Origin of the sequence: Streptomyces sp. NPDC051913, assembly GCF_044593635.1 — a bacterium.
Classification (GTDB): Bacteria; Actinomycetota; Actinomycetes; order Streptomycetales; family Streptomycetaceae; genus Streptomyces.
Genome location: NZ_JBIUCI010000012.1, coordinates 195,358 through 216,863, shown reverse-complemented (window position 1 = coordinate 216,863; position 21,506 = coordinate 195,358). Strand labels below are relative to the sequence as shown.

The window sequence follows — 21,506 nt, the reverse complement described above, 5'->3', positions numbered from 1 at the left end:
CCTTTGAGGCGGCTGGTGATCCTTCCTAGGTTGGCCCGCGTGACGTTCCAGGTGCCTTATCAGTCGCTGCCGGTCGATCAGTCGGACGTCCGCTACGTCCACGGTCCCGACTCGGTGGTCCAGGCCGGCGTGCCGGCCGGCGAGACGGTCGCGTTCGACTGGCAGGACAGTGCGGTCTACCCGGGCACGACCCGCAGGTTCTGGGTTCATGTGCCCGCCCGGTACGACCCCGCGCAGCCCGCGTCGCTGATGGTGTTCCAGGACGGGTGGTGGTACCTGGACCCCGAGGGAGAGGTCCGTGGCGGGATCGTCCTGGACAACCTCGTCCACAGCGGCGACATCCCGGTCACCATCGGCGTCTTCGTCGACCCCGGTGTCTTCCCCGGCGCCGAGCATCCCAAGAACCGCAACACCGAGTACGACGCGTTCGACGACCGGTACGTCGGATTCCTGCTGGACGAGATCATCCCGGAGGTGACCCGGCGCCACACCATCGCCGAGGACCCCGACCGTTGGGGCATCTGCGGCGGCAGCAGCGGCGGCAACTGCGCCTTCACCGCGGCGTGGCTGCGCCCGGACCGGTTCCGCCGCGTCATCGGCTGCCTGTCGAGCTTCCCGCAGATGCCGGGCGGCAACCCCTACCCCGAACTGATCCCCGGCGTGCCGCGCAAACCGCTGCGCGTCTTCCTCCAGGCGGGCCATCGCGACCTGCGCTGGAACGAACCCGAGGGCAACTGGCTCGCCGACAACCTGCGCGTCGCCGCCGCACTCGCGGAGGCCGGATACGACTTCCGCCTCGTCCTGGGCGACGGCGGCCACAGCCCCAACCACGGCGGAGTCCTGCTCCCCGACGCCCTGCGCTGGCTGTGGCGATCGGACCACTGACGACGACCGGCGTCATCGCTCCGCCCGCTCCCCGGACAGCACCACAGTGCCGGTCCACGGTGACCGGACGCCCCGATCGGATCAGCTCCGCTCGATGCCGCGGGGGGACCGCGCCTTGACTGGGCTCGACGGCGCGGCGCACAGGTGGGAGGCGCGATGGCGTGGACGGCGCGTCTGGAGCGCCTGCGTGGCCGTGCCGAGCAGCGGTTCCCCGTCGTGAGCGAACTGACGGGCCGCTTGCTGACCGCGAACCTGCTGGACGCCGGGACCAGGCTCGCGGCTCAGGCGTTCCTGGCCGCGGTGCCGCTGCTGTTCGCGCTCGCCGCCTTCGCCCCGCTCGGCGTGCGCGAGCAGTTACGGGAGTCGCTGCGCGCCATGTTCGGTCTGACCGGCCTGTCGGATCTCGAACTCCAGCAGGTGCTGGGCCAGTCCGTCGACGACAGTCTGCGCGAGACCACCGGCGCCCTCGGTCTGGTGGTGGCGCTGGTCTCCGCCACCAGTTTCAGCAGGGCCATGGCCCGGGTCAGCGAGCGGGCCTGTCGGCTGCCGAAGGCGGGGACCAGGGTCGCGGCGTGGCGCTGGCTGGTGTGGCTGCTCGTGCTGATGCTGGTCGTCCTGCTCCAGAGCCCCCTGCGCACCGGCTTCGGCGTGGGTGGATGGCTGGTATCCCGCTCTACTTCCTGGTGAGCACGGGCGTGTGGCTGTGGACGCAGCGTCTGCTCCTGGCCGGGCGCGTGCCGTGGCCCCGCTGCTGCCAGGAGCGGTGCTGGCCTCGGCCGCGACCAGCGCCCTGGGCCTGACCGCCCGCCTCTACATGCCCGGCGCGCTCAACCGCACCCTGGAGGATTACGGTGCGCTCGGCTGGCGGGGGAACCGCCACTCGACCGGTTCCTGTGGCGCGACGGCTCCCCTCCTGGCCGTCCGTGAGGGTGCTCAGTCGAGGCAGAACTCGTTGCCCTCGACGTCCTGCATGGTGATGCAGGACTCGTTGACGCCATCGGCGCGCAGCAGTCGGACGCGCACCGCGCCGAGCGCGACCAGCCGTGCGCACTCGGCCTCCAGCACGGCCAGGCGCTCCTCCCCCACGAGGCCGGTGCCCACCCGTACGTCGAGATGCACCCGGTTCTTGACGACCTTTCCCTCGGGAACGCGCTGGAAGTACAGGCGCGGGCCCACCCCGGAGGGATCACTGCAGGCGAACCACGTGTCGCGGTCCTCCGGGGCCTGGGCATCGTTGAAGTCGTCCCAGCCGGCGAACCCCGCCGGCGGCGGTGGTGGCACGTACCCCAGCACCTCGCACCAGAAGCGGGCGACGCGTTCGGGCGACGCGCAGTCGAAGGTGATCTGGACCTGCTTGATCGTTGACATCGGCGCACCATAGCAAGGGGCCAGGTCATTCGATCCAGCCGTACGACAGGAGCTCCTCCACCAAGCGTGCCACCGGCTCTTCCGCCTCCTGCGGTGGGCAGGAAGCGGCCTGCGCGAGGATCGTCCGGAGGTCCTCACGGGTGCGGGGCTCGCGCAGGGCTTCGAGGAGGATGCGGGCGGACGCGTTGACGCGGGCGGCCGTGAAAGTGCGGTCGTCGACCACGCGGCCGGTGCCGTCGGGTTCGGTCTGCAGATGGAGGGAGTCCACCAGGCGGAGTCGGGTGTCAGCGGGTGACAAGGCGGGCCTCCGTGGAGATGAAGTCGAAGTGCATGCCGTCGAGGCCGTTGCCGACGCCGAGATGGACTCCGGCCGCGCCCTCGTTGAGGAGGCAGTTCAGGCTCCAGTCGACGTGGACGGGGTCGAGGAGTCCGGTGCCGATGGCGACCTCGGTCACCGCGCCCCGGTACTGGGGGCCGCTGGTGGCGTCGATGCCGTCGGCCCAGGGACCGAAGCCGTCGACGAAGTGGTTGCCCTCGATGGTGACGTAGAGCGGGCACGCCTTGCGCATGTCCTCGGCGATTTCCTTGGCGAGGTCGAAACGGCCCGCTCGCTCGCCTCTCAGTTCGCGGTGTTTGGCCACCAGTACGGAATCTACGCGCAGCGTCCCGGAGACGGTGAGTTCGCTGTCGACCCGGCCCGCCAGGTCGGTGGGCGACATCGCCACCTCGAAATAGTTGCCGATCGTGGAGTGCTCGTCGGGGAGGAGTTCCGTGCGGGTGCGGCTGGAGAGTTGGAGGACTTCGGGGAGGCGCAGGGTGAGGTCCGTTCCCGGTCCGTGCAGGCCGATCTCCTCGTGGGCCAGCAACAGCCGTGCGATGACTTTCCGGTTGGCCGCCACCGCGCTGGTGAGATCGATCTGCGCGAATTTCTCGACGGCGTATTTCGCCACGTCGAGGTCGCCGGAGAAGGAGGCCAGGGACATCCACAGCACGCTGCTCTCGGCGAGGATGTCCCGCAGGTCGAGGCGGGACGGCAGTCTGCCGTAGTCGAGGGGGACGGCGACGGCGCGCGGCGGCGGCCGGTCGCGGCCGCAGAGCACCGCGTCGAAGGTGGCGGCGGGCAGTCCCCGCTCCGCCAGCCACTCGGCCAACTCCGGTTCGTCGGTGAGGAATCCGGCGGCCCGGTCGCCGAACACGGCGCGGAGGTTGGCCTCGACGCCGTCCCTCAGTCCCGCTTCACGCATCGACGGCCTCCCGGGTCCGCTCGCGGTCGTCCGGTACCAGTGCGGCCAGACAGGGGCAGGAGGGGATGTCGCCGAGGTGGTTCTTCAGGATCGTCCCCGCCGCGCGCCGCACCCCGCTGTCGCCGGGGCCGGCGCCGCCACCGTCCGGCATCTGCAGGGCGCGGCCGTACATGTCGCCGTCGCTCGCGACACCCTCCGCCACCCAGATTCGTCTCGGCATTCTTCGGTCCTCACCGTCGGCACGCGCTCGTGTGGAGAGCTCGTGCGAAGAGCTCATGTGGGGAGAAAGGGGCGGACTGGGCCGACGCCAGGGGTACTGGCGTCGGCCCTCCGGGAAGGTCAGATGCCGTTGTAGATGATCGCCATGATCGGCTTGGGGGCCTGGTTCTCCAGGCCCATTCCGGACACTCCCTGGTCGTCGTCGAGGGCACCGAGAAGGGTGACCCTGGGGGCTTCCATGTTTCCCACCATCAGCGGTTCGGTGAGGACGATCTGCGTCACTTCTCTACCTCCGGGTGAGCCGGTTCGTACGGCCGGATCAATTTCCGTCCGTGCCACCAGAGTTGGGGGTGCGGGATGTACGGACAACGGGGGCTGGATTCAATTGACCATCGTTGTCCACCGCTTTGCCGGAGTATCTCCGGCGTTTGACGGCAGCCCGATGAACCGGCTACCGGCCTCACACCCGTTTCACACCCAGATGGTCGGCCAAGCGCTGTGCCTGGGCCAGCAGCGTTCCGTACGTGACCAGCGCGTCGGGGTCGTCCGGTGCGGCGCCCGGGAGCTGTTGGCGCAGGGTGTCCAGGGTGCGTCGCAGATCCGCGGCGGCTTCGTCCAGTGCCGTGACGGCCCTCTCGTCGGGGCCGTGCGCGGCGAACCGGTACCGGCCGTAGAGGTGGACGGCGCGTGCCGTGTCACGGAGGAAGTCGGCGTAGGCGCCGGTGACGCCCGCGGCCGGCTCGGCCGTCGTGCTCTCGGCCACCTCCCGCACAGTGCGGGTCACGCCCGCCGTATGGACGGCGACGTGGTCCAGCACGGCCAGCGCGTCGTCGTACGTCGTGCCGTGCGGGGCGGCGCCGCTGCGGCGGGAGCGCAGGAGATTGCCCCTGAGGCTCTCCTCGCTCCAGCCGATCGCCGACCTCGCCTGGTCGACCAGGCGTCCCAGACGCAGGGCGCGCTCGTGCCACCGGCCGGCCTCGTGACCGTCCCACGCGGCGTCGGTGAGCCCGTCCGCGACCGCGTCGAGGATGTCCCGCGCCTCGTCGGCGGCCTCCGCCAGGGCGGCACGCGTGTCCCGCAGGTACGTCGGGGGCCTGACCAACGCGTTGACCGCCACCCCGACCACGGCGCCGAACACCGCCTCGCTCAGCCGCGCCGCCGCCCCGCTGAGCGTGACCGGGCCGCTCGTCAGGACGAACAGCGCCCCGGTCGCGCCGAAGACGCCCTGGCTCCCCAGCCGCCGCCACTGTCCCAGCAGCAGCACCACCGGCAGGACGAGGGCCATCGTGACCATCGCGTCCCCCAGCAGCATCGCCGTGGCGGTCGCCACCACCGTGCCGACGGCGATCGCCGCGAGCTGCTGCAAGCCGTGCGCGACCGACCGGTACACCGTCGACTCCACCAGCGCGACCGCCACCCAGGGCGCCACGAACGCCATCGGGGCCGCCAGCCACCAGCCCGCCACGGCCCACGCCACCCAGGCCGCCAGCGCCGCCTTGCAGGCCTGCGCGACCATGTCCCGTTCCCGTCCCGGGCCCGCCCACGCCCGCCGTACGGCCTGTGCCGCGGCCCCGGTTCGCCACCTGACCGCCCGGAACGTCCTGCCGATCCACTCCATGGCACACCAAGTGCCACGTCTGGCACGAGACGCACCTTCGGGATCCCGCGGACGGCGGCACGGCGGAGTGCGGGGGTCCGGTTCCGGGGCCGGTGCGGGGGTGGCTCCGGCACGGGCCCGCGCGCGAGGATGCTTCCTCGGGCCTTTGAGAGCCGGTGAGCATCGAGGGAGCCTCGGGATGGGTTCACACGCGGCGCGGCACCACCACAAAAAGGGACTTCTGATCTCCTGCGCGGTCGTGCTGACCGCGGCCGGACTGCTGGGGCTCCCCCGCGCGGACGGGGCGCCCGCGGCGGACGGGGCCGCCGACGCCTGCCGCACCACGAGCGTGCACCTGCCCCGTGGTGACTGCGGGCCCTTCTGGCAGGTGCTCGCCGAGGACTTCAACGGCGACGAAGTGCCGCTGGGCGCGTTCAGCGACTGCGAGCACCACGTCGACACGTCCGCGGCCTACTGCGGGGGTCTGAGCGGCACGTACCGCGACAACTGGTGGGCGTATCCGACCGGTTGGCGCGACACCGCCAACAGCCGGGACCGGGACGTGGTCGGGGTCTACCACCCCGAGGACACCGTGAGCGTCGGCCCCGCCGCCGACGGCGACGGGCGGATGACCATCCGCATGTGGCGGCCCGCCGACGGCGGTCCCGTGCACGCCGCCGCGGTGGTTCCGCGGGCCGTGATGGAGATGGCGTACGGCAAGTACAGCGCGCGCATCAAGGTGACGAAGGCGGCTCCCGGCTACAAGTCCGCCTGGCTGCACTACGGCGGCGGCTGCGAGATGGACCATCCCGAGGGCGAGTGGACCGGGTCGCTGACGGCCTTCCATCATCCCTGCGGTGGCGGAGAGCAGGGCTCCTTCCCGGGCGCTGACGACTGGACCGAGTGGCACACCGTCTCCACGGAGTGGACGCCGGGACACGTCCGCTTCTTCGTCGACGGCCGGCAGATCGGGCAGGACACCCGCGAGGTCCCCGACCAGCCCCTGTCCTGGGTGCTGCAGAACGAGAGCGCGCTGGAAGGCCCCGGGGCGGCGCCGGGCAGCAGCTCACAGCTCGACATCACCTGGGTCGCGGCGTACGCGTACGACTGGACGGCGTAGCGGCTCACGGCAGCGGATCGAGCACCGGGTTGGTCAGGTGCTGGTAGATGATCGAGGTGCGGAAGCCGACGATCTCGCGGCGGTCGGTGAACTGGTCCAGGAGGAAGGCGTGCAGGTGGTCGATGTCCTGGGCGGTGACATGGACGAGGAAGTCGTCGCTGCCGGCCATGGTGTAGACGGAGACGACCTCCGGGAGCCGGGTCACCGACTGCTCGAACGCGGCCACGACATCGCGGCGCAGCGGCCGGATCTGCGTGGCGACCATCGCCTGGACCGGCCGGTTGAGCGCGCGCAGCGAGACCTGCGCGCGGAACCCCTCGATGACGCCGCGCCGCTGGAGCAGCCGGGTGCGCTCCAGACAGGTGGAGGGCGCGATGCCGACCTTCTCGGCGAGCGCGCGGTTGGAGAGCCGGCCGTCCACCTGCAGATGGTGCACGATCGCCGAATCAACTTCGTCCATGGCTGCCTCCACACGTCGCATTCCGAATTTCCTTCGGCCGAGGGCCGGTTGGGCCGTGCACGACCCTAGCTTCGGCTCCATGAGCGAAGCATTCACCCATGAAGAGGTCGTCGTCCGCCGCGGTGCCCGTTCCGGGCTGCCGATCATCGTCGCCCTCCATTCACGGACCCTGGGACCGGCCGTCGGCGGATGCCGGATGCGCCGTTACGACACCTGGCGGGACGGACTCGCCGACGCCCTGCGGCTGTCGGAGGCCATGACCTACAAAGCGGCCGTGGCCGGCCTGGACTTCGGCGGCGGCAAGAGCGTGATCGCCCTCGACCGGGACACCGACCTCACCCCGGACCTGCGCGAGGCCGCGCTCGAAGACCTCGGTGAACTGGTCGCCTCCTGGCAGGGGGCGTACCGGACCGGTCCCGACATCGGCACCGGGCCACGGGACATGATGGTCCTGAAGCGGTTCACGCCGTACGCGTACTGCGCGCCCGAGGAGCACGGCGGGACCGGCGACTCCGGCGCCCCCACCGCCACCGGGGTACTGGCCGCCCTGCACGCCGGTGCCCGGCATGTCTTCGGCGACGCCTCCTGCGCCGGCCGCACGGTGGTCGTCAGCGGCTTCGGATCGGTCGGGGGCGGCGTCGCGGCCGGGCTGTCCGCCGAGGGGGCGCGGGTGCTGGTGTCGGACGTGGCGCCGGCCCGCAAGGACGCCGCGCTGGCCGCCGGGTTCGGCTGGGTCGAGCCGGAGGAGGCGCTGACCGTGCCGGCCGACATCCTCGTGCCGGCGGCCGTGGGCGGGGTCCTGAGCGAGCAGAGCGTGCCCCGGCTCGCCGCGGCCCTGGTCGTCGGCCCCGCGAACAACCAGCTCGCCGAGGAGTCCGTCGCCGACACCCTCGCCCGGCACGGTGTCGTCTGGATCCCGGACTACGTCGCGAGCGCGGGCGGCATCGTCTACACGCTCGCCCGGGAATCGGACCGCTGCGGCCACGAGGCCGCGTACCGGCGCGTGGAAGAGATCGGCGACACCGTCAGTCACGTCCTCGAACTGGCCCGCTCGACGGGCGTGACCCCGCTACGGGCCGCCCGGGAGCTCGCCGAGGCCCGCCTGGCGAAGACGGGCGCGGCGAACTCCCCGGCCTCTGCGGGGCGTTGACCGGGGGGCCGGGGACGTCACGCGACGGTCACCGGATGCCGGACCACGGCGTCGAAGAGATAGCCCTGGGTGTTCGCCGCGGCCGTGTCCGGCTGGGTGCGGCCCGCGCTGTCCGTGGCGCGGGCGAGCAGGCTGTACGAGCCCGGCGCCGGCGGACGCCAGTCGGTGGACCAGCGGACCCAGCCGTCGCGGTGGGCGGTGTCGTGCAGCCGCGCCCGCCGCCACCGCGTCCCGCCGTCCGTGCTGACGTCGACCCGGACGATGCCGCCGGCCCCGGACCAGGAGCGGCCCGTCAGCCGGTGCTCCTGTCCGGCGGCGAGACCGGCGCCCCAGGCGAGTTCCCAGGCGCTCTTGACGGTCTGCCGGGTCAGCGGGGCGCTGCCGCCCGGCGGGTAGGCGTCGCCGAACAGCCGGTAGAAGTCGGTGTTCCAGGGCGAGTACAGCGGCTGCGCCGACACCTCGATGTCGCCGACCCACTTGATCGAGGCGATCCCGATCCAGGAGGGCACCAGGACCCGTACGGGATGGCCGTGGTCGTACGGCAGTGGCTCGCCGTTCATCTCGTACGCCAACAGCACGTCGTCCAACGCCTTGGACACCGGCAGGGGGCGGCGGACCCGGCCCAGGTTGGTTCCGTCGGCGGTCACGTAGTCGGCGTCCAGGCCACGCGGCAGCACGTCGACGGCGGCGCGGCTCAGCCCGGCGCGGTGGAGTACGTCGGCCAGGCGCGCACCGCGCCATCGGGCGGTGCCGATCGCGCCCAGGGTCCAGGCGGTGCCGGTGACGCTCTGGCCCTGCTGGGTGGTGAAGAGGCTGCGCCCGTTGCCCGCGCACTCCACGAACGCCGTGCGGGTGACGGCGGGCAGCCGCTTCAGGTCGTCGAGGGTGAACTCCGCGCCGCGGCCGTGCGCCAGCCCGTCGCCGTGCACGGTCAGGGTCCAGTCGGCGGCGTCGAGGACCGGGGTGGAGGTGTGGTTGCGGACGAAGAAGCGCTCGACGGGCGTGTGATAGCCGGTCTCCGCCAGCGCGGCGAACCGGGTCTCCGCGTTGGTGCCGCGCACGGTGAACCACTCGTCCGGCAGCGGTTTGACGATCCCCGGTGAAGTCGCGGCCGTGGCAGGGGTGTTGAGCCCGGCGGGGACGGCGAGGGCACCGCCGGCCGCGGCGAGCAGCCGCAGCATGTCCCGCCGCGAGACGCCGTCCGCGCGGGCCTCGCCGGCCAGCCACTGCCGGAGTCTGCGACGGTCGTAGGCGGTTTCGGGTGTGCGCATGGAGGTGTGCCCTTTCACGGGAACGGTCAGGACGGAAGCAGGAGCGCGACAGAAGACAAGGCATGACGAAGTGCCAACCGGCCTGTTCGGCCAGGTCGTTACGCGGGGAAGATCAACAACAGCCGAGCGAGAGAAGCGCGCGGGACCGCTGAACGGCGGGGCGGCGTCGGCTGAGGATCATGCGAGCCATCGTACGAGGAAACCGACGGCCTCGTCTCGGACTTCGGCTCCGACTTCGGCTCCGGCTCCGGCTCCGGCTTCGGCTTCGGCTTCGGCTTACGCTCCGGTGTCTTCCTGCTCAGTCGTCCTGGTCGTCCGGCGACGGCAGCCGGTCCTCCCGTACGACGTGCATGGCCGCCTCCTCGGCGCCCGCCGCGCCGCCGTCGATGCCCTCGTCCTCGGCGACCAGTCCCTTGGTGGTGTCCTCGCGCACGCCCTCGTCGGGCGCCAGCAGCCGGCCGGCGCGGTCTTCCCCGGCCTCCGGGTCGAGTGGTTCGCCCTCGCCCTCCGGTACGTCGCCGATCCCGTCCCCGGCCGGTTCCGTCACCTCGGGGACCTCCTGGCGCAGCCGGTCGTCCAGGGACTCCCCCTCCCGCTGCTCGGCCGCCGTGGTGCCCGGCTTCGTCACCCCGAGCGGCTTCTCCGGCGGCGAGTAGCCCTCGTCCAGCATGTCGTCGTAGGTGCGCTCGTCCACCGCGTCCTGGAGATCCAGCGCGGCGGCGTCCGCCTGTTCCTCGTTGCCGCCCGTGGGCTGGTGAACGTCGTCCGCCGTGTACTCATCGCTCATGATCGCCTCCGGGACGTGCTGGGTCTTTCCGTCTGCGGGGAGTACCGAGTACCCAGTGCGCCACACCTGCTCCGCGACGGGAGACCACCGTGTGGTCCTTCTCGGTGGCGACGGCGGTGGCGGACAGCAGGGTCGCCGTGGCGAGGCCGCCCCACAGAGCGGTCGGGCCGTGCGGGGCCAGGGCGGTGATGACGGCCGGGGAGACCGCGAGGCCGAGGCCGGTGGAGAGTTCGAAGCGGGCGAGGGTGCGCCCCAGGGCGTGCTCGGGGGCGAGAACGGTCACCAGCGCGGTGGCGCTGCCCGCGTAGACGATCTCGCCGAGCGTGCAGAGCACGGAGACCGCGGCGACGGCGGGGGCGCCCCAGCCGTGGCCCAGCGAGGTGGCCGCGAGGAAGCCCAGGTAGGACACGGTGAGGAGCACGCCCGCCAGCGCCAGCACGGTACGCCGGGAGTAGCGGGACAGCAGGACGGTCACGGGGACCTGGAGCGTGACCACCAGCACCGTGTTGGCGACGAAGACGGCCGCCGGCCACACCGGGGAGGCGTGCAGCTGGGTCACCAGGACCAGGGGCAGCGCGATCTCGGGGACGTTGAGGCAGAAGACGTAGATCACGTTGGCGGCCAGCAGGGCGCGCATTCGGGGCCTGGGCCCCGCGGAGTCCGCCCGGGTCGGTGCCCGGCCTCGGGCCGCGGCCGGACGGGCGTGCAGGTGGACCGACCAGGCCAGGGCCGCCGCGATCAGATAGGCGAGCCCGGTGACCGCCGCCAGCGACCGCAGTGCGGTGGTGCCGCCCGCCAGGCAGGCGGTGGCGATGAGCGCGCCCACACCCAGGCCGGCGTTGCGCAGGGCGCGGCCCGCCGCGAGAGCGGCGTCGCGGTCCCGGCCCTGGGCGACGGTGGCCACGAGCGCGGCGTGGGCGGCCGGCCAGGACTGGTTGCCGACGCCGAGGAAGAGCGCCGCCGCGGCGAAGGACTGGACGTGCCCCGCCGGGGTCGCCAGCAGCAGCGCCACGCCCAGTACCCGTACCAGCATCGACGCCGCCACGACCGTGCTGCGCGCACCCCGGTCCAGCCATCGGCCCACCGCGGGCAGGCACCCCAGGCCCACGACGATGCCGACCGTCATGGCGACGCCGGTGGCCGGCGCGGACAGCCTCAGCACGGTCACCCCGTACAGCAGCAGAAAAGGCCGCAACAGGCCGGTGCCGAGGGCGTCCACGGCGAGTGCGACGGCGTAGCGGGGGCCGCCGGAGGCACGGACGAGGGCGCGGGGGCGGATCTTGGGGGTCGTTGCCATGGAGTGAAAGGTGCGGCCAAACGCCCGATGGGCCATGTCGGTTGACGGATACCGTCAACCGACGCCGTCACCGCCCGGCCGACCGGTGAGAATGAGGGGTGACGTTGAGGATCGACATCAGCGGGCTGCCCTCCCCACGGCTGCGGTTCGCCGCCTCGCCGCTGGCCGAACTGACCGCGATGCTGCATGTGCTGGCCGAGCCCGGCCATCATCCGCAGTTCGCCGACTGGGCCGGTGAGGTCTGGGCCGGGCTGCGGCCGGAGCTCGCCGAGCGGCTCAGGGAGGCGGAGTTCCTCTGGCGTTCCTCACAGGCCGACTTCCTGATCCCCGCCCGGCCCGGGCCGACCCTCGCCGAGGAGCTGGACGGCGTCGACCTGATCGACGACGAGACTTATGTGACCGCCGCGCTCGTCACCACCTGCGGGAGCAGCCGGGTCCGTTTCCCCGGCGTCTCACCGCTCACCGACCCGACGGCGCGTGAGCGGGCCCTGGACGTCGCACAGGCCCGCGGCGCTCTACAAGAGGCGTTCGCGGAACGGCTGCTCGCGGACCCGGCCGCGGTCCGGGCACGGGTGCGCCACACCCTTGAGGAGTGCGCCGAGGCGTTCTTCGACGGCGCCTGGGCGGGTGTCGCCGTACAACTCGCCGCCGACCTGCGGCTCAAGAACGAACTGCTCAGGCGTCAGGGCGTCGAAGCGGCACTCGCCTCGGTCTCCGGCGCGATCACCCTGGCGCCGGACGGCGACTGCATCATCGTGGACAAGGTGCAGGACAAGGCGACCACCGCCCGCGAGGGCGGGGTCACCTTCATCCCCAGCGTCTTCGGCCGTCCGCACCTGGTGGCGGTCCACGCGCCCGGGTGGCATCCGGTGGTGCAGTACCCCGTCGCCGCCCCGGGTCCGGCCGAGCCCGTCTCCCTGGAGACGGTCACCCTCCGGCTGGAGGCACTCGCGCATCCGGTACGGCTGCGGCTGCTGCGCACGCTGGCCCGCGGCCCGCACACCACCAGCGAGCTGGCCCACTTCTGGGACCTGTCACGCCCGGAGGTCTCCCGCCACCTCGCCGTCCTGCGCCGCGCGGGCCTGCTCACGGCCCGCCGACAGGGCCGCTATGTCCGCCACACCCTCAGCCTGCCCGACCTGACGGCCCTGGGCACCGATCTGCTGGCGGCGGTACTGCGCTGACCATGCTGAACACCCCGCGTCGCGTATGAGGGTGCTGTGAATTCCCGAGGCGGTTGAACACAGGTCGCTCCGCATCCGTATGGGGCTGGGGGATTTTCATGCCCGGGACGGACGACACGCGCAGGAGTACTTCCGTGGGACGCAGTAAGCGCAGACGACCGACAGGTGCACGGCGGGCGACCTTCGCCGCCGTGGCTCTCATGCTGGGAGGTGGCGGCCTGGTGGCCGCGAACGTGTACGCCTCCGCCACCGAGGACACCTCTCCGACGACCCTGTCGTCCGACGACGGTTGGGGAGCGGGCACGATCGACTGCCCTGACGTGGGCGACGCGCTGACCAGCGTCCCCGAAGACGCGAGGGCGGACGTCGACAAGGAACTCGCCCAGCTGGACCAGCAGACGGCGCAGGCCTACCAGGCGTTGCAGAACCAGGCGGTCCAGGGCCGTGAAGCCGCCCAGAGCCAGATCGTGGATCCGCTCTCCGAGAGCCGGGCCTCGACGATCGAGCGCATAGCCGCCGCCCTCGACCGCACGGGTGAACGCCCCGAAGGTCTGGACAAGTTGGCCACGTGCACGCTGCGCGAGCCCGAAGCCCAGGCCACCGGTGGGGAGAACGGGGACCAAGCGGACCAGGAGGGTCAGACGGGCCAAGAGGGTCAGGGCGACCAAGGCGGCGGCCAGGACGACCAGGCCGGTCAACAGCAGGGCAACGGAGGTCAGTCCGGCAACGGGCCCGTCGCCGCCGACTACGCCGACATCACCACCGCACCGCCCGCCGCGCAGGCCCCGAACCCCGGCGCCGACGCCTCCAGCGGCACCTTCGTCACCAGCTGCGGGGTGAACGCCAACGGCCTGTTCAACTCGGACAACGTGATCGTGGCGCCCGGCGTCTCCAACGGCGCCCACCACTTCCACGACTACGTCGGCAACCAGGCCAACAACGCCTTCGCCGACGACAACGAACTGGCCGCCGGCGACACCAGTTGCGTCGACAAGGGCGACAAGTCCTCCTACTACTGGCCCGTCGTGCGTCTGCAGAACGGCACCCAGGAGCAGGACGCGGGCGCCCCGGGCGGCGGCGTCGAGGGCAACGCGGGTGAGATCGTCACGCCCAAGGAGGTCACCCTCACCTTTGTCGGCAGCCCCAACAGCAAGGTCACGGCCATGCCGCGGCTGCTGCGCATCATCACCGGCGACGCCAAGGCGTTCGTCAACGGCACCGCCAACGCCAACGCGTCCTGGAGCTGCACCGGGTTCGAGGACCGCCAGTTGAAGGACAAGTACCCGCTGTGCCCGCAGGGCAGTGACGTGGTCCGGACGTTCAAGTTCCAGAGCTGCTGGGACGGTCGCAACATCGACAGCGCCAACCACCGCACCCATGTGGCCTTCGCCCAGCTCGACGGCGCCTGCCCGGCCGGTTTCCGGGCCATCCCGCAGCTCGTCCAGCGCATCGTCTACGACATCGACGCACCGAGCCTTCAGGACGGCGGCCGCACCACGCCGCTGTTCGCCGTGGACGCCTTCCCCGAGCAACTCCACAAGCCCGTCACCGACCACGGCGACTTCATCAACGTCTTCGACGAGGACCTGATGACCAAGATGGTCGGCTGCATCAACGACGGCCGGCAGTGCGGCGCGGGTGACGCGGGCAACGGCGGCGGCGACAACGGCGGGGGCGCGGAGCCCGGAAACGGCGGGGGCGACAACGGCGACGGCGGCGGCGACACCGGGAACGGCAACGGCTCGGATGACGGCGCCACTCAGGAGCCGGGTTCCGGCGGGGACAACACCACCGCCCCTGCGCCTGGTTCCGGCGGCGACGACAACGGCGGCTCCGATGACAACGGCGGCTCCGGCGACAACGGCGGCTCCGGCGACGAGCCGCAGGAGCAGCCGACCCCGACCGCCGAAGAGCCGACCGCCGAGGAGCCGACCGCTGCCGAGAGCACCGCGCCCGGCGCCGACCAGCCGAAGACGTACACCTCGCCCTCCGCCACCCAGCGGCCCGCCACACAGTCCCCCGAGGACGCCAGCGACCCCGGCGCCTCCCAGACCGTGTCGCCCGGCGTGGTGACGCAGTCTCCGGCGGAGTCCCAGACCGAGCCGCAGGGTGGCGGGGGCAGCCTCGCCGAGACCGGTACCCAGCTGTGGCCCGCCGCGGCGGGAGCGGTGCTCCTGATCTCCGGGTTCGTACTCCTGCGACGCACCAGGCGCCGTTACATGTGAGGTTTCAGTCCTACCAGTGGACGCCGACAGGTCCGGACGCCGATATCCGAGTGCGGGCCGGCCGCGGCAGCCGGCACAGTCGCCGGCATGACCTTGATGGACGTGCTCACCGGCTTCGCCCGCACCGGCCGGATCGGGCCACTGGAGTGCGGAATGCCCCTGACCGAGGCCGAGGACCTCCTCGGTCCGGGGCGTCCGCACCCGGCCATCCGTCTGAAGGGGCCCGACATCGACGGCTACCCGCACACCTGGGGAGGGCTCAACCTGTACGTCACCCGGCGTGCGGTGAGCGGCATCTCGATCAATCTGCGCCCCGGATCGACCGCTCATCTGCCCGAACTCGTCCTGCCCGACGCGCAGTCGTACACGTCCACCGTGGACCGTGAGGAACTGCTCGCGGCGCTGGACGCGGCGGGCTGTGAACGCCACCTCAACGACAGGCTCACCTTCGGCGAGCAGTCCAGCATCCTCACCCGGCCCGCCGACGTGTGCGCGGTCTTCGGCCTCCGCGGCCGGGACGACCAGGTGCCGCACCCGGGCCGCCAGTATCTCCTGGCGATGTACAAGCACACCGCCTGACCGCGCCGGGGGCACTCTCTCTTCACCTGGCTGAAACCGAGCGCCCTTGCGCGGCCCCCGCGGTACGTCGCGGACCCCGCCCGCAGCCCCCGCGCACGCGCTCGTCCCCGCCTCCGCGCTCCTCCGCCGAGCCCTGGAATCCGGCCTGCGCGACCGATTGTCAGTGATCGCCGCTAACGTTCCTCGCATCGTCGCACTGGCGCCGGGATGTCCCCGGTTGAACTGTGCTTTCTTCTTGCTGTCTTGTTGCGGAAGGCGGGGACTCGTGGGTTGGCTCTCGGCGGGTGACGGGTATGAAGTCGCCCTGGTGGACGGGCGGGTGGCGGCGCGTGCCACCTCGGGGCGGGCGGCGGGGCGGCAGTTGAAGTCGCTGCCGCGCGCGCTGCGTGACCACCCGGAGGTGGACCGGCTGCGTCGGTTCGCCGAATGGCTGGATCGGCACGCCACGGCCTGCGTCGCGCAGGTCGACTCCTGGATGGTGTCGTCGCTGCCCGTGCCCACCGGTCTGCTGGCCCGGGTGTGGCCGGACGAGGCCTGGCAGTCCGCGCTGCGGGACATGGCCGTGGTGGGTGACGACCCGGACGAGGTCGGGTTCCTGCGCGGGGCCACCGAGGACGGCGAGCTGCGGGTGGTGAACCTGGACGGCGAGACCGTACGGCTGTCGCCGCGCACGGTGACCCTGCCGCACCCGGTGCTGCTGCCGGACCTGGAGGACATCCGGGAGTTCGCGGCCGAGCTGGGGATCGTCCAGCGCGTCGAGCAGATCCACCGCGCGACCTGGCAGCGGCTCGCCGACCTCGATCCGAAGGCCACCGAGATACGCGAGTTCACCGGCGGCTCCTTCCGCTCCCGCTTCGCCCTCGCCGCCCGCGCGAGCTCGCTGGGCTACCGCGTCTCCGGGGGCTACTCCACGGCCCGGGTGCGCGACGGCGGGCGGACCGTGGAGGCCTCGGTGTGGATCGGGGAGCCGTACTGGGAGGACACGGTGGAGACCGGCAGCCTCACCTGGCAGGACCAGGACGGGCGGGCCCTGCCGTTGCGGGAGGTGGGGCCGGTGGCCTGGTCCGAGGGGATGCGGATGGCCGCGGCGCTGTACGCGGGGCGCGTGATCGAGGAAGGCAAGAGCGCATGAGCGGGGGGACGCAGGTGTCGTACGAGGAACTGCTGTCGGCGGGCGCGGTGTTGCCGCCGGACGTCGAGGGGGCCGGCGAGCGCGCGGTACCGCTGACGGCGCGCACCTACCGTCACCCGGGGCTCGACGACCGTGTGGTGGTGCGGCTGGTCGCCGGTGAACTGGGCGCGGCCGAGGACCTGGCCGCCGGGTTCCTCGGCATGGAACAGGACGCCGAGCCGGCCGTCGTAGGGCTGGGGCTGCGCCAGTCGCTGGGCTTCCCCGAGTGGGTGCTGGTGCACCACCCCGAGGACGGCCACCACGCCCTGGGAGTCGTACCGGATCTGGAGCGCGCGGCCCGGCAGGCGAAGTCCCGGCCGAAGGCCGCCCTGGACGCCTATCTGGAGCTCGGTCAGCGGCTGGCCGCGGCCGTCCCGCACTTCCTGCCCACGTTCTACGAGCAGGCCGGGCGGGTGTTCCTGGCGGAGGAGAACGCCACCTACGCCGCCCAGTTGTTCACCCGCGCACGCAAGGCCGAGGCGGAGCACGGGCTGACGGTGGAGGAGGAGCGCCTGGACGCGGTGTTCCTGGAGTTCGCGCTGGCCGGTGCGCTGCCGGTCAAGGTGCTGTCCGCGTACGGCAAGGAGCTGGCCGCGCGCGTGTCGCCGCAGGAGGCGCTGCGCCGCTTCACCCGGCTGTGTCTGCGCCGTACCGCGGGCGGTCTGCCGCCGTCCGCCCAGATGGCCAACGACCTGCGTCGGCTCGCCCGCGCCGCGGGTCAGGACGCCGACCGCGCGGAGCAGGACTACCTGGCCGAGCTGCTGAGCCTGCCGGCGACGCTGCGCGCGGCGGCCGGTTGGTGGAAGGGGCATCGGACGGCCCTGGTGGCGCTGGCGGAGCGGGAACGGCGGGTGCGCGGCGTGCTGCTGGACATGCTGCCCGCCGGCGCCGACCGCGAGCTGCCCGCGATGTGGCTCCAGGTGCTGGAGGCGTCCGGGGCGACGGCGGGGCTGTGGGACGGTGCGCTGCCCGCGGAGGAGCGGCCGGGCGACGGCACGGCGGGCTGGCTGGAGCGCTTCCTGACGTTCCGTGAGCGGGCCCGGTCCTGGCGCGAGTCCACCCGGATGCCGGAGCTGTATCCGCTGGTGGAGCGGGCGGCGGACCGGCTGCGCGCCGAACTCGGCGCGTCCGATGGCGCGTTGCGGGTACGGCACGACATCGACCTGATCGACCTGCTGCTGTCGCTCGACGTGCCGGTGGCCGCGCCGGGCAAGGGCGAGGATCTGCCGCTGATGGCGTGGGCCATGGGCGAGGGGCAGCGGGAGCTGCTGCTGTTCGGCGCCGACGTCCGGTTCCGGGACGCCTTCCTGCGGGGGGCCGACCGGCTCCAGAACAGCGACCAGGGCCTGCGGGCCATCCGCCTGCTGGCGGCCTCCCCCGGCGGCCGCCCCTGGCTGGCGGAGTGGGTGAGCTCGGTCGTACGGCAGTTCACCGCGGTCGGCCTGCCGGGGCTGCCGAACGCGCTGAACCGGCTGGGCTGGCTGCCCGCCGAGGCGCTGGCGCTGGCCGGGGACGACGTCCGGGCCGCGGTCGGCACGGACCTCGCGCCGGTGCTGGCCCGCACCCTGCGCGCCGGGCTCTTCGACGAACTCGGCTGGCCCGCCTGGGAGGAGGCGACGGCCGCGCTCGTGCCCAAGGACCGGGTGGAGGACGTCATCGTCGCCGACGCCTGGCCCCACCTCGTCGTGGCGGGAGGCGCCCAGGCCCGGGTGATCGGCGCCGAAGGCACCCTGCTCACCCACGACCTGCGGCTGCCCTCGAACGACGTGGCGGGCGACCCTGGCTTCCATCACGTGGACGGCGAACTCCTCGTCTACTGGAACTCCCGCAAGGACGGCCTGCGCGGCTACTGGCACTCCCGGGCCGACCGCGTCGAGTCCCTCCAGGGTTCCCACCGCACCCGGGGCACCGAGATGGACTGGTACCGGGGCGACTTCCCGATCACCCTGCCCCTGCCGGACGGCGGCCGGACCACCGGTCGCGGCGTCCTGCACGCGGGCGACACCACACTGCCCGACGAACGGCCGCTGCTCTTCGACGGTTCCTCGTACTGGGTCTGGCACGCGGACTCCGAGGACCAGGAGGCGCGCGGCTGGTACGAGTACGACCCGGCCACCAACGAACGCGGCCGCATGAGCAGGCCCGCCTTCCTGGCCAACGCGCTGCGTGACGCGCCCGAGGGCAGCGGCTACGCGGGCGGCCGGCTGCGCCCCGCCCCCACCGCCGGACACACCCCGGCCTGCACGCCGGTGAACGGACTGACCGGCCTGCGGGTGGTGGAGCTGCCGGACGGTTCCCGGCGGGCCGAGGATCTCGCCGGACACACCATCACCGTGCCCGCTCAGGCGGGCCGCCCGACCGCGGTCGTCATGTTCCCCGGCGCCGAGCGGGCCACCGCCGTGGTGCGCAACAACTGGCAGCTCGAAGTGGTCGACGCCGACGGTGTCGTGACCGCCTGGGGCAAGACCGACCGCACCCCCGGAGTCTTCGGCGAGGGCACGCTGCTGCTGCCGCCCGTGCAGTACTGGGAGTGCCTGACCGCGCGCGACCCGGAGGGCTCCAGGGCGCTGCGGGCCGTGGAACCGGAGACGGCCGCGGCCCTGCTGGCCGCCGCGGCGGACAACGACGAGAAGGCCCTGCCCGACGCGGTCCGGGCCCTCCTTCCCGTCACGCACGAGGCACTCGTGAAGGGCATCGCCGGAGTCGCGCGCTACGCGGCGGGACAGCAGGCGGTGCTGGACGCGGCGGCGGCCCGGCTCACCCGTGCCCTCGAAGGCGACGTGGAGGACGAGGGACCGGCCGGCCCGGCGGACACCCTGCTCCTGGAGGCGACGAACGGACTGGGCACCTCGCGGGGTTACTGGTGGAACGGCGACTCCGAGGCCGACACCGCCTTCCGCTCCCTGCGGGTCCTGGCCCGGGCCGCCGGGCTCACCGGGGCGGCGCTCCCCGAGCGGGCGGACACCCGGCTCCACCTCGACGGGCACCCGCTGCCCACGGGCCAGCCCGACCTGGAGTCGCTGCTGGAGCGGACGGCTTCCCTGGCCTACCGGGCGGCCTCCGGCACCACCACCGAGCAGCACCGTGAGGTACTGAGCACGCTGCTCGCCGAGTTCGACCGCCTCGGGCTGGTCCCGGCCGCGTCCGCCCGCTGGCGCAAGGTGACCCTGCACGTGCCGGCGGCCCCGCTGCGCACCCCCGCGGGCGACTGGCGCGGCGGCTCGTGGAACGGGCTGCTCCCGCTGGCCGACGGCGCCTTCCTCGCCGTCACCGGACGCCGCTCGCTGGAGGACGACGGCGGCACGTTCAGCGGTTACTTCCACGACCCCGCCGGCCGGTTCGAGACACCCGAGCCTTACCGGGCGCTGTCGTCGACGCCGCTCGGTGAAGACCCGGACGCGGCCTGGCTCGGCGCGTTCCTGGCCGAGCTGGCGGCACGCGGCCCCGCGCCCTGGTTCCCGGCGGCCGCCGAGGAGTTCGCCCGGCTGACCGGGGTGACCGACACGATGGCCCGGCTGGTCGTCGCCGGTCTGCCGGGGGTCGACGGCTACCAGCGGACCTTCCTGAGCACCGAGGCCCGCACCCACATCGGGGTGAAGGTCGCCCCGGCGGCGGTCGCCAAGGACGAGCTGAGGGGCGTCGACGGAGCGGTCCGGGCCGCGGTCGTGGGCGCGCTGCTGCCCGCCGAACCGGCCCGCCTGTGGACCGAGGGACCGGACGTGGCCGCTGCCGCCGCCGTGTGGAACGCCAAGGTCGGCAAGCGGGTGGCCGTGCCCGAGGAACTCCTCAGCGACGCGGTCCGCGCCTTCCGGCACACGTCCTGGCCGGTCCGGCAGGCGCTGCCCGCGCTGCTGGACCCGTCCGCCTCCCCCCAGCTCAGCCGTGACCTGGAGTGGGCGGTCAGCGGCGACCGGGTACGGCCCGTCGGGGACGACAAGGACGGCTTCACGGCGGACACGCTGACCGGATCCGTCGGCCTCGTCTCCTGGCTCGCCCACCGGCTGCCCGCGGGCGACCCGGTCCGGGCCGCGCTGCCCCCGGCGCTCACCGCGCTGCGCGAACGGCTGGCCCACCCCGGGCTGATGCTCGACCTGGGCCGCTACATCAGCCTGCCCGACTTCCGGAAGACCGCGGGCACCCCCACGGAGACCGGCCCGGGCTTCGAACGGTACGGCGCGGTCGTCCTCGCCACCCATGACGACCAGCCCGCCCCGGGCCTGCGCGTCGACCTCCTCGACGAGGCCGGCCAGGACCCGTACCTGCCCGCCGTCCGCGTCGACGACCAGCGCCCCTACGCCGCCGAAGTCGCTCTGCGCCTGGTCCGCGACCGGGAGTTCGCGGCCCTCCTCGCCGACCCCGGCGAGCCGATCGCGGGCACCCGGGACAAGGACGGCACGTGGTGGCCGCAGGACCCGAGCCGCTCGGTTCCCGAGCTGGTGACGGAGGCCGCCAAGGAGTACGGCCTCGGCGAGGACGCCGCCACGCTCTATCTGATGCTGCTCGCCATGCCCGACCCGACCGACCGGATGACGGCCCGCTGGACGGGCTGGAAGCCGGCCCGGCTGAAGGCGGCGCGCGCCGAGCTGGCCGCCGGCGACCTCGTGGTCGAGGCCACCCGGACCCGGGCCGGACGGTCCCTGTTCCTGCCGGGCGGGTGGGCCGAGCAGTCGGCGCCGCGCGTTCCGCTGGAGCGCTGGAAGCTGCCGCTGTTCGGCGAGACGACCGCCGAGCACACGCCGTTCGGCCTCATCGTGCCGCTGACACCGGCCGCGGCCCTCTACCGCCGGGCCTGGCAGCGCGTCCAGGACGGTGACGCTCCCCGGTTCGAGGAGCTGAAGAAGGCGCGGCGGTCACGCCGCCGCTGACCTGGCACCCCACGGGGCGCCGCCGCGCCGCGGCGGCCCCCCCGAACCCCCCCCCCCCACCCCCCCCCCCCCCCCCCAACGACC

Annotated in this window: 19 protein-coding genes; 9 read left to right on the top strand and 10 right to left on the bottom strand. The window is 73.0% G+C overall.

The window, feature by feature from the left end; all coding sequences use genetic code 11:
* Positions 1 to 39 precede the first annotated feature (39 nt).
* A complete protein-coding gene (locus tag ACIHIX_RS32240; protein WP_399962373.1) occupies positions 40 to 885 on the top strand; it encodes an alpha/beta hydrolase in 846 nt (281 codons plus the stop codon).
* Between the two features lie 156 nt (positions 886 to 1,041).
* A complete protein-coding gene (locus tag ACIHIX_RS32235; RefSeq protein ID WP_399962371.1) occupies positions 1,042 to 1,572 on the top strand; it encodes a hypothetical protein in 531 nt (176 codons plus the stop codon).
* Positions 1,573 to 1,818: 246 nt separating this feature from the next.
* On the opposite strand, the gene ACIHIX_RS32230 is transcribed toward ACIHIX_RS32235, so the two are convergent.
* The 6 genes from ACIHIX_RS32230 to ACIHIX_RS32205 all read right to left on the bottom strand — a co-directional run bounded on the left by ACIHIX_RS32230 (position 1,819) and on the right by ACIHIX_RS32205 (position 5,334).
* Positions 1,819 to 2,253, bottom strand: a complete 435-nt coding sequence (locus tag ACIHIX_RS32230; protein WP_399962369.1) for a VOC family protein — start codon at positions 2,251 to 2,253, stop codon at positions 1,819 to 1,821.
* A gap of 25 nt (positions 2,254 to 2,278) precedes the next feature.
* On the bottom strand, positions 2,279 to 2,551 hold the full coding sequence (locus ACIHIX_RS32225; protein ID WP_399962367.1) for a PqqD family protein: 273 nt from the start codon (positions 2,549 to 2,551) through the stop codon (positions 2,279 to 2,281).
* On the bottom strand, positions 2,538 to 3,497 hold the full coding sequence (locus ACIHIX_RS32220) for a hypothetical protein (RefSeq protein ID WP_399962365.1): 960 nt from the start codon (positions 3,495 to 3,497) through the stop codon (positions 2,538 to 2,540). The genes ACIHIX_RS32225 and ACIHIX_RS32220 overlap by 14 nt, the downstream gene beginning before the upstream one ends.
* Complete coding sequence (locus ACIHIX_RS32215; RefSeq protein WP_399962363.1) at positions 3,490 to 3,717, bottom strand: hypothetical protein; 228 nt, start codon at positions 3,715 to 3,717, stop codon at positions 3,490 to 3,492. Before ACIHIX_RS32215 ends, ACIHIX_RS32220 begins: the two co-directional genes overlap by 8 nt.
* Before the next feature lie 119 nt (positions 3,718 to 3,836).
* Positions 3,837 to 3,998 (bottom strand): hypothetical protein, encoded by a 162-nt coding sequence (locus tag ACIHIX_RS32210; RefSeq protein WP_399962361.1) that lies wholly within the window; start codon positions 3,996 to 3,998, stop codon positions 3,837 to 3,839.
* A gap of 178 nt (positions 3,999 to 4,176) precedes the next feature.
* Entirely contained in the window at positions 4,177 to 5,334 is a 1,158-nt protein-coding gene (locus ACIHIX_RS32205; RefSeq protein ID WP_399962359.1) for an aromatic acid exporter family protein, read from the bottom strand.
* A 178-nt stretch (positions 5,335 to 5,512) separates the two neighbouring features.
* On the opposite strand from ACIHIX_RS32205, the gene ACIHIX_RS32200 reads away from it, so the two are divergent.
* Positions 5,513 to 6,433 carry a glycoside hydrolase family 16 protein gene (locus tag ACIHIX_RS32200; RefSeq protein WP_399962357.1) on the top strand — a complete coding sequence of 307 codons (921 nt, stop codon included), beginning with the start codon at positions 5,513 to 5,515 and terminating at the stop codon, positions 6,431 to 6,433.
* Between the two features lie 4 nt (positions 6,434 to 6,437).
* On the opposite strand, the gene ACIHIX_RS32195 is transcribed toward ACIHIX_RS32200, so the two are convergent.
* On the bottom strand, positions 6,438 to 6,893 hold the full coding sequence (locus ACIHIX_RS32195) for an Lrp/AsnC family transcriptional regulator (protein WP_399962355.1): 456 nt from the start codon (positions 6,891 to 6,893) through the stop codon (positions 6,438 to 6,440).
* 79 nt (positions 6,894 to 6,972) lie between these two features.
* Here ACIHIX_RS32195 and ACIHIX_RS32190 point away from each other — a divergent pair, with 79 nt between their 5' ends.
* The gene (locus ACIHIX_RS32190; RefSeq protein ID WP_399962353.1) at positions 6,973 to 8,043 is read left to right on the top strand and encodes a Glu/Leu/Phe/Val dehydrogenase dimerization domain-containing protein; all 1,071 of its coding nucleotides are present in this window, start codon (positions 6,973 to 6,975) and stop codon (positions 8,041 to 8,043) included.
* 17 nt (positions 8,044 to 8,060) lie between these two features.
* Here ACIHIX_RS32190 and ACIHIX_RS32185 read toward each other — a convergent pair whose 3' ends face one another.
* From ACIHIX_RS32185 to ACIHIX_RS32175, 3 genes are all read right to left on the bottom strand, one after another.
* Positions 8,061 to 9,314: a sulfite oxidase gene (locus tag ACIHIX_RS32185; protein ID WP_399962351.1), complete on the bottom strand. Its 1,254-nt coding sequence runs from the start codon at positions 9,312 to 9,314 to the stop codon at positions 8,061 to 8,063.
* A gap of 298 nt (positions 9,315 to 9,612) precedes the next feature.
* Entirely contained in the window at positions 9,613 to 10,101 is a 489-nt protein-coding gene (locus ACIHIX_RS32180) for a DUF5709 domain-containing protein (RefSeq protein ID WP_399962349.1), read from the bottom strand.
* Entirely contained in the window at positions 10,091 to 11,398 is a 1,308-nt protein-coding gene (locus tag ACIHIX_RS32175) for an MFS transporter (protein WP_399962347.1), read from the bottom strand. Before ACIHIX_RS32175 ends, ACIHIX_RS32180 begins: the two co-directional genes overlap by 11 nt.
* A 98-nt stretch (positions 11,399 to 11,496) precedes the next feature.
* Here ACIHIX_RS32175 and ACIHIX_RS32170 point away from each other — a divergent pair, with 98 nt between their 5' ends.
* The 5 genes from ACIHIX_RS32170 (at position 11,497) to ACIHIX_RS32150 (ending at position 21,422) form a co-directional block, all read left to right on the top strand.
* Entirely contained in the window at positions 11,497 to 12,582 is a 1,086-nt protein-coding gene (locus ACIHIX_RS32170; RefSeq protein ID WP_399962346.1) for a DUF5937 family protein, read from the top strand.
* Positions 12,583 to 12,782: 200 nt separating this feature from the next.
* Positions 12,783 to 14,807 (top strand): DUF1996 domain-containing protein, encoded by a 2,025-nt coding sequence (locus tag ACIHIX_RS32165; RefSeq protein WP_399962541.1) that lies wholly within the window; start codon positions 12,783 to 12,785, stop codon positions 14,805 to 14,807.
* A gap of 87 nt (positions 14,808 to 14,894) precedes the next feature.
* Positions 14,895 to 15,386: a hypothetical protein gene (locus ACIHIX_RS32160; RefSeq protein ID WP_399962344.1), complete on the top strand. Its 492-nt coding sequence runs from the start codon at positions 14,895 to 14,897 to the stop codon at positions 15,384 to 15,386.
* 265 nt (positions 15,387 to 15,651) lie between these two features.
* Positions 15,652 to 16,518 carry a DUF4132 domain-containing protein gene (locus ACIHIX_RS32155; protein ID WP_399962342.1) on the top strand — a complete coding sequence of 289 codons (867 nt, stop codon included), beginning with the start codon at positions 15,652 to 15,654 and terminating at the stop codon, positions 16,516 to 16,518.
* Complete coding sequence (locus tag ACIHIX_RS32150; RefSeq protein WP_399962340.1) at positions 16,515 to 21,422, top strand: DNA-binding protein; 4,908 nt, start codon at positions 16,515 to 16,517, stop codon at positions 21,420 to 21,422. Before ACIHIX_RS32155 ends, ACIHIX_RS32150 begins: the two co-directional genes overlap by 4 nt.
* Positions 21,423 to 21,506: the final 84 nt, after the last annotated feature.